Origin of the sequence: Candidatus Hoaglandella endobia (genome assembly GCF_900044015.1) — a bacterium.
Taxonomy (GTDB): domain Bacteria; phylum Pseudomonadota; class Gammaproteobacteria; order Enterobacterales; family Enterobacteriaceae; genus Hoaglandella; species Hoaglandella endobia.
Map to the genome: position 1 here is coordinate 541,974 of NZ_LN999835.1, position 14,190 is coordinate 556,163.

Sequence of the window (14,190 nt, forward strand, 5' to 3'; positions counted from 1 at the left end):
GGCACTGCTCTGCCGGAAATTAAGTTTCTTAGCGCTTATTAGCTAACAGTGGTGCTACTTCTCGCAACTACATTCTCTCAACTGTTTCGATACCTAACAACTCTAGACCTTGCTTAAGCGTACGTGCCGTGAGCAGCGCTAACTGAAGACGACTGTAGCGTACTGCCTCGCTTTCAGCATACAAGATAAAGCAATGTTCATAAAATGAAGAAAATAGTACAGCTAAATCATAAAGATAAGTGCATAATACGTGGGGAGTACCTTCTTGAGCTACGGTAAAAATCGCTTCTTCTAACTGTAGCAGACGTACTGCTAATTGAGTTTCTTGTTTTTTATCCAAAATGATAGTCCCTATCACATGCTGATTATCCTTTCTGCTGCGTTTTAAGATTGAAACAATACGCGTATAAGCATATTGGATATAAGGTGCCGTATTTCCCTCGAAGCTAAGCATTTTATCCCAATCAAAAATATAATTAGTAGTACGATTTTTTGATAAATCAGCGTATTTTACCGCTCCGATACCAATAATTTGCGCTAGTTTTTCCAATTCTATGGTATCCATATCAGGATTTTTTTTTGCAACCAGACGGCGAGCACGTTCTAATGCTTCATCTAGTAGATCTGCCAGCTTAATCGCACTGCCAGAACGTGTTTTTAACGGTTTACCGTCTTTGCCTAACATCATACCAAACATATGATGTTCCAGCATAACTGATGCTGGAACATAGCCAGCCTTGCGTACTATATTCCATGTCTGTATGAGATGCTGGTGCTGTCGTGAATCAATATAATAAATAATACGGTCGGCTTTCAGCTTTTCGTATCGGTATTTCACGCAGGCTATATCAGTAGTAGTATATAGATAGGCGCCATCCTTTTTCTGGATAATTACTCCCATCGGTTCTCCTTTCTTATTTTTGAATTCATCAAGAAACACGACGGTGGCGCCCTCACTCTCTACTGCTAAACCCTTAGCTTTAAGATCGGCGACAATACTAGGAAGCATGTTATTGTACATGCTTTCCCCCATGACATCATTGCGCGTAAGGGTAACGTTGAGACGATCGTAGGTTTTTTGATTCTGTGCGATGGTAGCATCAACTAATTTGCGCCACATTTGTATACAATAGTCATCGCCACACTGTAATTTGACCACATAGCTACGGGCACGCTCTGCAAAAACCGGATCTTCATCGTAAGATTTTTTAGCGGCGCGATAGAAATTTTCTAGGCTTGATAGTGGCATTGTCGATTTGCGATTATCCTGTATTTTTTCCATGTAAGCTATTAACATGCCAAATTGTGTTCCCCAGTCACCAATGTGGTTAACACGAATAACGTGATGACCCAAAAAAGCTAGCGTGCGTACCGAAGCGTCGCCAATAATTGTCGAGCGCATGTGGCCAATGTGCATCTCCTTGGCGACATTAGGTGCAGAATAATCTACAACAATGGTTTGCGGCTCGACATTAGCCACCCCCAAACGTGGTGAGGCAAGTGTGTCAATAAGCTGTTGTGCTAACCAATGTGGATCGAGAAAGATATTTATAAAACCAGGACCAGCAATTTCAATTTGCTGGGCGATGCCAGTTAAATCAAGTGCAGCGACTACCTTGTGCGCTAGTTTATGTGGTGACATACCTAGCTGTTTGGCGATAATCATTACGCCATTAGCCTGATAATCGCCAAAAGAGGTTTTAGCTGATTGCCGTACCTGCGCTTTACTATGTTCAGGCGCACCGGCTACTATTAGTGCCTGCTGAACTTTTGTTGAAATAAGTGTATGAATGTTCATTTCCAATACCTTTTATTATAAGCGATATACTAACTTTTAATAACTTAAGAAGTTTTTTAGTTGACTCTACTGTAGATAGTTGTCACAATACCTACTTCGGATAGGATTAGTAAAAAATAATCTAATGAACTTTATATTATCCATAATTAGTCATACTTATTTTCTATGTAAATAAGACTTGAAAACAAGAGATAATTAATATTTAGTCTACTGCTATTAGACTATTAATTATCTATCTTAGATAGATAATTTGGTTAATTTTAAACCTCTATTTTTTAGATTAGTTAGCCTAAATTTAGGTATACTAGTCTAATTTTACCGCTAGTATATTGTTTCTTTTTTTTACGAAGAAAGTTCATGATACATAATCTAGTCTAAAATAAATAGAATGCGTTTAATAAGTATTAAAATACGTTTGATATTATATTAACAGGCCATCTCAATAAATGGAGTACTGAGCAGTATGCCTAAGTACCGTTCATCTACCACTACGCACGGCCGGAATATGGCTGGAGCACGCGCATTATGGCGTGCTACTGGTATGACCGACGATGATTTTGGTAAGCCTATTATTGCCGTAGTTAATTCTTTTACCCAATTTGTACCGGGCCATATGCACCTGCGTGATCTGGGTAGGCTAGTAGCCGAACGGATCGAATCTTGTGGCGGAGTGGCAAAAGAGTTTAACACTATCGCGGTAGACGACGGCATTGCCATGGGACACGGCGGCATGCTTTATTCCCTGCCTTCACGTGAGCTTATAGCAGATTCAGTCGAATACATGGTTAATGCCCACTGCGCTGATGCTATGGTATGTATTTCCAACTGCGATAAAATTACCCCCGGCATGCTCATGGCATCACTACGCCTAAATATTCCTGTTATATTCGTTTCTGGCGGCCCGATGGAGGCTGGAAAAGTGAGACTATCGTCTTCTGATAAGGTTATTAAACTTGACCTAATTGATGCCATGATCCAAAGCGCTAATCCTTCGGTATCAGATGAAGATAGTAACCAAATTGAGCGTTCTGCCTGTCCTACCTGTGGCTCATGTTCAGGCATGTTCACCGCCAATTCGATGAATTGTCTGACTGAGGCGCTTGGTTTATCGCAACCAGGTAATGGCTCACTGCTAGCTACCCATATCGATCGTAAGCAGCTATTTATAAATGCTGGAGAGCGTATTGTAGGCTTAACTAAGCGCTATTACGAGCAGGACGACGTCTCTCTATTACCGCGTAGTATCGCTAGCAAAGCGGCATTTGAAAATGCAATGATGCTGGATATTGCCATGGGTGGCTCCACTAATACCGTACTGCATTTGCTAGCTGCAGCACAGGAAGGTGAAGTAGATTTCACGATGGTTGATATTGATCGCTTGTCGCGTCAGGTGCCCCATTTGTGTAAAGTGGCGCCAAGTACCCCCAAATATCACATGGAAGACGTACATCGCGCCGGCGGAGTAATAGGAATTTTAGGCGAGCTAGATCGTTGCGGTCTGCTCAACCACAACGTGCGCAATGTGCTCGATTTATCAATGGCAGAAACTTTAGCACTTTATGACATCATGACTACTGATAACGCAGCAGTAAAAAGTATGTATGCTGCGCGACCAGCAGGGATTCGTACCACACAAGCTTTTTCCCAAGATTGCCGCTGGTCGTCACTAGATATCGACAGGCGGGAGGGTTGTATCCGTTCTCGTGAATACGCCTATAGTCAGGACGGTGGACTAGCGGTACTTTATGGTAACCTTGCCGAAGATGGATGTATCGTAAAAACTGCTAGTGTCGATCAAGATAGTTTGCTTTTTCGTGGTCCAGCTAAAGTGTATGAAAGTCAGGAAGCCGCCGCTGAAGCTATCCTAGGCGGAAAAGTAATCGCTGGCGATGTTGTGGTAATACGCTATGAAGGTCCCAAGGGGGGACCTGGCATGCAGGAAATGCTGTATCCGACTACATTCCTTAAATCTATGGGCTTAGGTAAAAGCTGCGCGTTGATCACTGACGGCAGATTCTCCGGCGGTACTTCGGGCCTTTCGATCGGTCATATTTCGCCAGAAGCAGCCAACGGCGGTACAATTGGGTTGGTGCGTAATGGCGATATTATTGCTATCGACATTGCTGGCCGCAGTATTGTACTGGATGTGGCCAATAGCGACTTAGCGGTACGGCGCGATACTGAGCAGGCACGCGGTAAGGCGGCTTGGACGCCATTACTCCGCGAACGTTCAGTATCATTCGCGCTAAAAGCCTATGCAAGTTTGGCAACTAGCGCAGATAAAGGCGCTGTACGCGATAAAGCTAAACTGTAACTAAAGGCATAGCAACTACTATATTCGGGTAGTCGGGGGCAAGCACTTTTGGCATGTTTTACTATTTCTCTAAACTAGATTTATCTAATCATGAATGATGGAGTTACAACATATGGCCAATTATTTTAATACGTTAAACTTACGTCAGCAATTAGCGCAATTAAGTAAATGCCGTTTTATGCGCCGAGAGGAATTTGTCGACGAAGTATTTTACCTAAAAGGCAAAAAAGTGGTGATAATCGGCTGTGGCGCTCAAGGATTAAATCAGGGCCTGAATATGCGCGACTCTGGTCTAGATATCACCTATGCACTGCGTCAAGAAGCTATTAATGAAAAGCGTCCTTCCTGGCGGCAAGCAACAGAAAACGGTTTTTGCGTTGGTACGTATGAGGAGTTGTTACCAGAAGCAGATCTAGTCATCAATTTAACTCCTGATAAGCAGCACTCAGTGGTGGTACAGACAGTACAGCCGCTAATGAAAGATGGTGCCGCTCTGGGCTATTCTCATGGTTTTAATATTGTTGAAGTTGGCGAACAAATTCGTCGCGATATCACTGTTATCATGGTGGCACCGAAATGTCCTGGTACCGAAGTGCGTGAAGAGTATAAACGAGGTTTCGGTGTACCTACCCTCATCGCTGTACATCCAGAGAATGACCCCAAAGGGGAGGGTATGGCTTTGGCTAAAGCCTGGGCGGTAGCAATTGGTGGTCATCGTGCAGGGGTTCTTGAATCATCCTTTATTGCCGAGGTGAAGTCTGATTTAATGGGAGAGCAAACTATCCTATGCGGCATGTTGCAAGCTGGCTCTTTGTTATGTTTCGATAAATTAGTTTCAGATGGATTTAGTCCAGCTTATGCAGGTAAACTGGTTCAGTATGGTTGGGAAACTATTACCGAAGCCTTGAAACAAGGTGGTATTACGCTGATGATGGATCGGCTGTCTAATAGCGCCAAACTACGCGCCTATGCGTTATCAGAACAACTGAAACAGTTGATGCAGCCTTTATTCGAAAAACATATGGACGATATCATTACAGGCACATTTTCCAGTAAAATGATGGCCGATTGGGCTAATAATGATGCCAAGCTATTAGGTTGGCGCAAGGAAACTGGTTGCACATCATTTGAAAATGCGCCGCAGTACGAAGGCAAAATTAGCGAGCAAACCTATTTTGATCATGGTGTGCTAATGATTGCCCTGATAAAATCAGGAGTAGAGCTGGCGTTTGAAATCATGACTTGTTCTGGTATTATCGCTGAATCGGCTTATTACGAATCATTGCACGAACTTCCTCTCATTGCCAATACAGTTGCCCGCAGACGCCTCTACGAAATGAATCTTATCATCTCAGATACTGCTGAGTATGGGAACTATCTATTCACCAACGCTGTAGTACCGTTGCTTAAAGACAAGTTTATGAGTAATTTACAGGCAGGTGACTTGGGTACATCTGTAGCCGATGTTAAAATTGATAATTCCCTGCTGCTCGAAATCAATGAGGCTATTAGGCAGCATCCAATTGAAATCGTCGGTGCCAAACTGCGCGCTTACATGAAAGATATGAAACGTATTGCAGTCGCTAACTAATTTGTTAGTAGTTAAAAAAAACCTTCGCCATTTGGCGGAGGTTTTGCTTTTAGCGCTAGACATTAACCTACTGATTGTCTTTTAAAAACATTTCTTCCTGACTTTTTTTTACCTTTTTTTACCTTTAATGCCGCTAATGCCGCATTATTATCACGTGATAATAAGCAGTCATCCTACTAGGAAAAAATATTTATTTGAAACTTAGGGGGTAATCATGATTAAAAAAATAGGAGTACTAACAAGTGGTGGTGATTCACCAGGAATGAATGCGGCCATTCGAGGTGTCGTTCGAGCCGGGCTTTCTGAAGGTCTGGAGGTTTACGGTATTTATGATGGCTATCTGGGACTGTTTCAAGATCGCATTGCGAAACTAAATCGTTATAGCGTCTCAGATGTGATTAACCGTGGCGGTACTTTTCTTGGTTCCGCGCGCTTTCCAGAATTTCGGGAAGCTAACACTCGCGATATTGCAATTAAAAATATGAATAAACGCTGTATTGAAGCGTTAGTAATTATCGGAGGAGACGGTTCTTATATGGGTGCTAAACGCTTGACGGAAATGGGTTTTCCCTGTATCTGCTTGCCAGCTACGATTGATAATGATGTAGCTGGAACTGATTACACTATTGGCTACTTTACCGCACTGGAAACCATAGTGGAAGCAATTGACCGTCTGCGTGATACCTCAACATCGCACCAGCGAATTTCTATTGTAGAAGTTATGGGATGTTACTGCGGCGATCTAACCATGGCGGCAGCCATCGCCGGTGGTTGCGAGTTTATCGTACTACCTGAAGTAGAATTTAAACCTGTAGATTTAGTCTATGAAATCAAGGCTGGTATCGTTAAAGGAAAAAAGCATGCTATTGTGGCAATAACCGAACATATTTGTAATGTATCTGAGCTAGTGCAATACATAGAAAAAGAGACTGGACGTGAAACGCGTGCCACAGTGTTAGGTCATATTCAGCGGGGGGGTAGCCCGGTGGCCTATGATCGTATTTTAGCATCGCGCATGGGCGCCTACTCTATTGAGCTGCTGTTGCAGGGATACGGCGGTCGTTGTGTTGGCATGCAAAATGAGCAGCTTAGGCATCATGACATAATCGATGCTATTGAAAATATGAAGCATCTATTCCGGAATGATATACTAGAAACTGCAAAGAAACTATTTTAATGTTTACCTGTAAAATACAACGTTAGGCTTATCGCAAATAAGGCTATTAATTAGTCTTGCTTGGCTTGAGCTGCGGCTTTCACAATCAACGCAAAGGAATCAGCTTGTAAAGAGGCACCACCAACTAGAGCGCCATCGATATCTGGTTGCATAAAGAATTCAGCAGCGTTTCCAGCGTTAACCGAACCACCATACTGAATAATGACCTGCTGTGCAACTGCATTATCATGTTTGGCGATATGATTACGAATAAATTTATGCACCGCTTGGACCTGTGACGGGATAGCAAATCTACCAGTGCCGATGGCCCAAATTGGCTCATAAGCAATGACAGCTTTGTTGAAAGCCTTTACACTCAGACGATTGAGCACCACATCAATTTGGCTGGCGCATACCGCTTCGGTCTGCCCAGCTTTATTTTCCGCTTCACTTTCGCCAATGCACAATACCGGAACAAGCTCAGTTTCTTTCAGCACTGCGAATTTTTCTGCGATATATTCATCACTTTCTTGATGAAAGGTGCGTCGCTCTGAATGGCCAATAATAATATATTTTGCGCCGATATCTTTGAGCATTTCAGCAGAAACTTCACCAGTATATGCACCAACGATATGTGTATCAACGTCTTGTGCTCCTAATGATATTTGGCTACCAGCTAAATGATATTTGGCAAGATTGAGATAGATCACCGGTGGTGCAATGGCAATATCGCAGTCAACGACGCTACTAAGTTTATTGCGTAGCATTGCTATTAAGTTGTGGACCATATATTTGCTGCCATTTAGTTTCCAATTGGCCATCACTAACGGATATCTCATTTTTATTTTTTTCCATATAGGGAGCACGAGAAAGGTTATAGTGTACGCAGGCTACGGCTATGGCCAACACACCTGTCGGCCTCAGGTGATTTATTCTAACCTTTCTTACGGGGTGGTTAGTTAGTAGTATATTACCAATAGTGCTCGCTGGTCATATGGCCTGGCTTGCGCTTAAAGTGTTTTTGCATACCGCGGCTATCCTTAAGAATTTTCTGCGTATCGCGTACCATCTGTGGGTTACCGCACAGCATAACGTGGCTGTTTGCGGCATCAAGCAGCAAATCAACCGCCGATTCTAGCGAACCATCAGCGATTAAGAGAGGAATTCGGCCGGTGAGTGAGCCAGGCGCTTGTTCACGACTGACCACTGTTTGCACACGTAACTTACCTTTATATCGAAGTTGTAGATGTAGCATCTGTGGCAAATAGCTCAGGTTCTGAGCAAATTTTACGGCATGCACCAGGACTATGTTATTAAACCGTTCCAATCCTTCGCCCTGCTCTAAAATAGAGAGATATGGGCCTAAAGCGGTGCCTGTCGCCAACATCCACAGATTGTTACAGGGCGGAATTTCACTCAGTATAAAACAGCCGACAGCTTCCTTAGTCACCATCAGGCTTTCGCCAGGCTGTAATGTCTGTAGAGACGGGCTTAGTTTCCCTTCAGTTACAGTGCTGAGATAAAATTCTAGTTTTTCGTTACGCGGCGCGTTGACGTAAGAATAGGCGCGCTGCACCTTTTCACCATTAATTTCTAATCCTAGCTTGGTGAATTGTCCAGCAATAAAAGGATCAACAGGGGCATGCACGATCAAACTAAACAGACTTGTTGTCCAGTGTTTTACTTGTACTAAGTTACCTGTTACCCATGTAGCCATAGTTGTTAACTCTCAATTGTCCTATGTCCTCCTGGACGGCAGGCCTTTCGATAATTTGGCCAGTGTGCTTGCTAACTTACTAATGTCATTAGTATACAAGAAATTTATTTATCGGCCATGTACAATTACATCAGGCATTATTTATGAGTAATATCGTAATCCAATATACACTTTTTTGTGGTGAGTTGGCTTTAACTGCTATTAAAGAACGGTTTTTTGTTATCTAATGGTTACAGAATAAAGCGACTCAAATCTTCGTCAGATACTAATTCATCTAGATGACTGCGAACGTAATTTACATCAATAGAAATAGTTTTACCATTCCACTCGCTGGCGTCATAGGAAATCTCTTCCATCAAACGTTCTAGCACAGTGTGCAGACGTCGTGCACCAATATTCTCAGTGCGCTCGTTTACTTGCCAGGCAGCTTCAGCAATACGCTTGATACCGTCCTCAGTAAAGTTAATATTCACTCCTTCTGTAGCCATCAGCGCAATATATTGCCTAGTTAGTGAGGCGCTAGGTTCCGTCAGAATGCGTTCAAAATCTTCGGTCGTCAGCGCCTCCAGCTCAACTCTAATCGGCAAGCGCCCCTGCATTTCAGGTATAAGATCAGATGGGCTTGACACTTGGAAGGCGCCCGAAGCAATAAACAGAATATGGTCGGTTTTTACCATGCCGTGTTTAGTAGAAATAGTGCAGCCTTCCACTAGAGGAAGCAGATCCCGCTGTACCCCTTCACGTGAAATATCCGGACCGGATACCTCGCCGCGTTTGCAGATTTTGTCGATTTCATCAATGAAAACGATACCGTGCTGCTCTACCGCTTCGATTGCTTTTGCTTTAAGTTCTTCGAGATTTACTAGTTTGGCAGCTTCTTCTTCCACTAATAGCTTCATGGCTTCTTTGATCTTTATTTTACGTGGCTTTTGTTTATGACCTGCAAGATTTTTAAACATCGATTGTAACTGGTTGGTCATCTCCTCCATACCAGGAGGTGCAGTAATTTCTACCCCTATTGGCGCCTCAGCAAGATTTATTTCAATCTTTTTATCGTCTAGTTGGCCTTCACGTAATTTCTTACGAAAGTTTTGGCGCGCGTTGGATAGTTCACTGCTCTCTTCCGGCTGGCCCCAGTTATTTTTAGCTAACGGGATCAATACGTCAAGCACCCGTTCTTCCGCCAGCTCTCCAGCAAGCAAACGATTCTGTTCAATAGATTGAAGGCGTATCATTTTAACCGCCGTATCGGTTAAATCGCGGATAATAGAATCAACTTCTTTACCTACATAGCCGACCTCAGTAAATTTAGTAGCTTCTACTTTGATGAACGGAGCATTAGCTAGTTTTGCTAGGCGACGAGCAATTTCTGTTTTACCGACCCCTGTCGGGCCAATCATAAGAATATTTTTGGGTGTCACTTCATGGCGCAGTGCTTCATCATCTATTTGCATGCGACGCCAGCGGTTCCGTAACGCGATAGCTACTGCTCTCTTAGCGTTGTGTTGGCCTACGATATAACTATTAAGTTCACTAACTATTTTTTTTGGAGTTATTGCAGACATGTTCATAGCCTTACTTTTTAGACGTTAATTCTTCAATGGTGTAGCAATGGTTAGTATATATACAGATATCAGCTGCAATTTCCAACGATTTTTCGACTATCTTGCGAGCGCCAAAATCAGTATTTTCTAACAGAGCTCGCGCCGCAGACTGCGCATATGGACCGCCAGAACCTATAGCAATAAGATCATTTTCTGGCTGTATAACGTCACCATTACCGCTAATAATAAGTGAGTCTTTTTCATTAGCCACCGCTAGCAGCGCTTCTAGACGACGCAGCATACGATCAGTACGCCAGTCTTTAGCTAATTCAACAGCAGCTTTAAGTAAGTAGCCCTGATGAACTTCTAGTTTCCGTTCAAATAGTTCAAATAGAGTAAAAGCATCTGCAGTGCCGCCGGCGAAACCTGCTATTACTTTTTCATTAGATAGTCGACGGACTTTACGCACGTTACCCTTCATAACGGTATTACCCAGAGTAGCCTGTCCATCACCACCGATAACAATATGCCCATTGCGGCGTACACTGAGGATTGTTGTCACGATCAACCCCTTAACTGGGAATAGTAATCATAATAATTAGTGCCCCGCGTAAATAACACTGAGTAACGATGCCTACTAAATAGGGCAACATTATGAAATTTCAACCCTTCCTGCAGTAAACGGTAACCTAATAACCTAGTAAAATTTTAGTAGAAGTTTTTCGATGCTGGTATTGTCGGCATAGTGGGTAACTCTAGAGATAATTATGAATCGATCGCCTATAACTAGTTATTCTTTTTAACCGCGCCATTCTTAGGGCTTTACCGGATAAAATTAGTCTAACCGGCGGTATTCGGCACAGTAACTAGCTGTTCGGCTAGTGGTGGTTTAGTGAGGATCAATTATCAAGCTACTCATCTTTCTAGCTCTTTGAGATAACGCCAGTGTTCTTTTAGTTTGAGCGGCAAACTGTTTCTAGCAGCTTGCTTGCTACGGTTTGGCATGACGATTTCCGCCTCTTTTTTACGTATGATGCTACAATAAAAACTACTGATCAAAGTCATCAATACGACGGCAACAATTGAGAGCATCAATTTGAACATGCCGAAAAAAAAGGAACATTTTTTTCTATACAAGCTGCTTTTTTTTCGTTTAGTTCTCGAGAACTTATCGAGGCTTACATAGTCTTTTTGTGCCACTATCGTTTTACGAACATTTAGATATTCTTCAGTTTTATTACTGCAGTTTAAAGTTTAATTAGCCTCATGCAAGTTAGGGATTGTGGTTGCAAATATTACAACAGCTATTAGCTTAGCTGTCGACAGGATCCACATCTAGCGACCATTTCACTTTACGTGATTGGGATATCTTACTAACCAACGGTAAATTGGCGGCTAGCAGGCGTTGCAGCTGCTGACGTGAGGGATGAGAGAGGAGTAACTGCCAGAGATAACGCCCACCGCGCTTAGGAGCTAGCGCAGGAATCGGTCCCATCAACCACAGGTCGTTATCGCGCAGTGGGCTGGCTTCCAGCAGTTGACTTAATTGCTCTAAAAATAACTTCGCCTGTATGTTGTCGTGATCATCAGCACGAAATAGCATATGACTGGTGAAAGGAGGTAAGCCAGCCTGGCGACGTTCTTCTAAAGTAGAATCAGCAAATGCCATATAGTCTTGATGCATCAACTTTTGTATGAGAGGATGCTCTGGGTGGTGCGTTTGCAATACTACTTCCCCTTGTTTGCTAGCGCGTCCGGCGCGACCGGAAACCTGGGTGTAAAGTTGGGCAAAGCGTTCAGCAGCTCGGAAATCTCCTGAAAAAAGCGCACTATCTACGTTCAGCAGCGATACCAGCGTTATATTAGGAAAATGGTGTCCCTTAGCTAATATTTGAGTACCGATTAAAATACTTGCGCCGCCGCGTTGCACTTGGGCTAGATAATCCTCTAGTGCGCCTTTGCTCGCCGTACTGTCTCGGTCGATGCGTATTATCGGCACGTTAGGAAAAAGAGGGGGTAACGCAGCTTCAAGCTGTTCAGTACCTAATCCCACCGCCACAAGCTGCGTGGATCCGCATTGGGGACATTGATGTTGCAGCGGGCGTTGGCTATAGCAGTGATGACAGTGCAACTGGCGTTGATGCTGATGTAAGGTAAAATAGCGATCGCAGCGCGTGCATTCAGCTATCCAACCGCATTCGTGACATAAAAGCACCGGCGCGAAACCACGCCGGTTGAGAAAAAGCATAACTTGATTACCTGCTTTTAAATGCTCACGCATTTTTGTTAGCAGAGGGGATGATAGACCGTGCTTCATTGGTAGCCCTTTCATATTCAGTAATTGCTGACTAGCTGGTCTGGCGCTACCGGCAGCTTGACCCAGGTTAAGCTGCCGGTATTTTTTTAGCTGCACATTATATAAAGTTTCAAGCGATGGAGTAGCGGTGCCAAGAATAATCGGTATCCCCTCTTCACGAGCGCGAACAACTGCTAGATCTCGAGCGTTATATCGCCAGCCGTCACTCTGTTTATATGAAATGTCGTGCTCCTCGTCAATGACGATGATTCCTAGTCGAGCGAAGGGCGTAAACAGTGCTGAACGGGTACCAATGACGATGGCGTTTTCGCCGCGCTGCGCTTTTAGCCATACAGTTAACCGTTCGGTGTCGTTAAGCCCCGAATGTAACACCTCAACCGGAGCATTAAAACGCTCACGAAAGCGTGCGATAGTTTGCGGCGTTAGACTAATTTCTGGCACAAGTACCAGTGCTTGTTTACCTTTAGCTAATATAGCTTCCAGCGCAGTAAGATAAATTTCAGTTTTACCAGAGCCAGTTACGCCAGCTAGTAGCCAGACGACAAACCGGTCATCTTCACTGCGTATAGTACTGACCGCGGTAGCCTGCTCGGTATTGAGCTGCTGACGTTCTCCATGAACGCGAAATGCGTACCGCCAATCTTTAGTTTCCGGCACCTCCGGCCGGAGAACACATAAACCCTTAACGCACAGCGCCTGCAGTGTAGCATCGACTAATTGCAGTTCGCACATCCGGTGGCGATAAACAGGGCCGCGTAGCAGGGCAGCAAGCGCTCGTTGCTGTTTAGGCGCTCGCTTTAAAACTTCTGGTAAAGTCGCGCGTCCCTGTTCTGTAACTAACCATTGCCACAATGGTGCTATTTCTGCGGACTTGCCCTGCCGAAGCAATGTCGGCAGGGCGTGGAAAAGCACCTCGCCGGCTGGATAATGATAATATCCTATTGACCAATTAAGTATGCGCCAGAGATTATCGGAGAATAGTGACTGTCTATCTATCACCTCACTAATAGGTTTTAACTTCTCCCATGCTAGTTTACTTTGCGCACTAATGGCGGTGACGATACCGATGATATTGCGCTGTCCGAACGGAACCAGCACTCGTCCTCCTATCACCGGATGGGGGGCGTTATTTGGTAGGAAATATTCGAAAGTTCGAGGTAGTGGTACTGGTAGCGCGACGTTTGCAACTGGCATGTCTCGCCTCTATATATGTTGTTTTAAAAACGCTGTTAGCGTATACGTTATTATCTCTAATACGGTATTATCTAATAATAGATGTATAGTTTACGTTTGCAAAAAAATATATTGTTTTGTATAGTTAACAACTATAGGTGACATAAAGTTAATTAATTATTAATTTATTGCGTTATGTCGATCATAATAAAAATAATTATGCAGGCCTTTTCCATGCAGAAAAATATCCACCCAAAATACGTTAATATTACAGTAACCTGTTCTTGCTGTAACGTCATTCATACCTACTCTACCGTGGGTCATGATTTAAACATAGACGTGTGTAGTGCATGCCATCCGTTCTACACCGGGAAACAACGCGTCGTTAATACTGGCGGTCGTGTTAATTTTTTCAAGAGTCGATTCAATATTCCAGTAAGTAAAAAATAATTGCCCTAACATTACTGCTATTTATCGCATAGCTACATACAAGCAATTGTAAATTTATTTAGTAAATACCTAACAATGGTAGGTATTGGCATAACTAATCAGTGGTACCAGAAAATTTATACTTGCAACA

The 14,190-nt window shown here is 43.4% G+C and carries 11 protein-coding genes; 4 read left to right on the top strand and 7 right to left on the bottom strand.

The features are described 5' to 3' along the window. Positions 1–67 precede the first annotated feature (67 nt). A complete protein-coding gene (gene argS, locus A4A70_RS02450; protein WP_067568117.1) occupies positions 68–1,798 on the bottom strand; it encodes an arginine--tRNA ligase in 1,731 nt (576 codons plus the stop codon). Positions 1,799–2,261: 463 nt separating this feature from the next. Between argS and ilvD the strand changes: the two genes are divergently transcribed. The 3 genes from ilvD to pfkA all read left to right on the top strand — a co-directional run bounded on the left by ilvD (position 2,262) and on the right by pfkA (position 6,880). Then, positions 2,262–4,112, top strand: a complete 1,851-nt coding sequence (gene ilvD / locus A4A70_RS02455; protein WP_067568119.1) for a dihydroxy-acid dehydratase — start codon at positions 2,262–2,264, stop codon at positions 4,110–4,112. Positions 4,113–4,224: 112 nt separating this feature from the next. Further along, positions 4,225–5,703: a ketol-acid reductoisomerase gene (gene ilvC, locus A4A70_RS02460; RefSeq protein ID WP_067568121.1), complete on the top strand. Its 1,479-nt coding sequence runs from the start codon at positions 4,225–4,227 to the stop codon at positions 5,701–5,703. 214 nt (positions 5,704–5,917) lie between these two features. Next, on the top strand, positions 5,918–6,880 hold the full coding sequence (gene pfkA / locus A4A70_RS02465; RefSeq protein WP_067568123.1) for a 6-phosphofructokinase: 963 nt from the start codon (positions 5,918–5,920) through the stop codon (positions 6,878–6,880). Between the two features lie 50 nt (positions 6,881–6,930). On the opposite strand, the gene tpiA is transcribed toward pfkA, so the two are convergent. From tpiA to priA, 6 genes are all read right to left on the bottom strand, one after another. After that, positions 6,931–7,698 carry a triose-phosphate isomerase gene (tpiA, locus tag A4A70_RS02470; RefSeq protein WP_067568124.1) on the bottom strand — a complete coding sequence of 256 codons (768 nt, stop codon included), beginning with the start codon at positions 7,696–7,698 and terminating at the stop codon, positions 6,931–6,933. Between the two features lie 131 nt (positions 7,699–7,829). Further along, positions 7,830–8,576 carry a ferredoxin--NADP(+) reductase gene (fpr, locus tag A4A70_RS02475; RefSeq protein ID WP_067568126.1) on the bottom strand — a complete coding sequence of 249 codons (747 nt, stop codon included), beginning with the start codon at positions 8,574–8,576 and terminating at the stop codon, positions 7,830–7,832. A gap of 230 nt (positions 8,577–8,806) precedes the next feature. Then, positions 8,807–10,141 carry an HslU--HslV peptidase ATPase subunit gene (hslU, locus tag A4A70_RS02480; RefSeq protein WP_067568128.1) on the bottom strand — a complete coding sequence of 445 codons (1,335 nt, stop codon included), beginning with the start codon at positions 10,139–10,141 and terminating at the stop codon, positions 8,807–8,809. 10 nt (positions 10,142–10,151) lie between these two features. Then, on the bottom strand, positions 10,152–10,682 hold the full coding sequence (gene hslV, locus A4A70_RS02485; RefSeq protein ID WP_067568130.1) for an ATP-dependent protease subunit HslV: 531 nt from the start codon (positions 10,680–10,682) through the stop codon (positions 10,152–10,154). A gap of 353 nt (positions 10,683–11,035) precedes the next feature. Continuing rightward, positions 11,036–11,224: a hypothetical protein gene (locus A4A70_RS02490; protein ID WP_067568132.1), complete on the bottom strand. Its 189-nt coding sequence runs from the start codon at positions 11,222–11,224 to the stop codon at positions 11,036–11,038. A gap of 208 nt (positions 11,225–11,432) precedes the next feature. After that, on the bottom strand, positions 11,433–13,631 hold the full coding sequence (priA, locus tag A4A70_RS02495; RefSeq protein WP_067568134.1) for a primosomal protein N': 2,199 nt from the start codon (positions 13,629–13,631) through the stop codon (positions 11,433–11,435). Positions 13,632–13,844: 213 nt separating this feature from the next. On the opposite strand from priA, the gene rpmE reads away from it, so the two are divergent. Continuing rightward, a complete protein-coding gene (rpmE, locus tag A4A70_RS02870) occupies positions 13,845–14,060 on the top strand; it encodes a 50S ribosomal protein L31 (RefSeq protein ID WP_082798886.1) in 216 nt (71 codons plus the stop codon). The last annotated feature ends 130 nt before the right edge of the window (positions 14,061–14,190 follow it).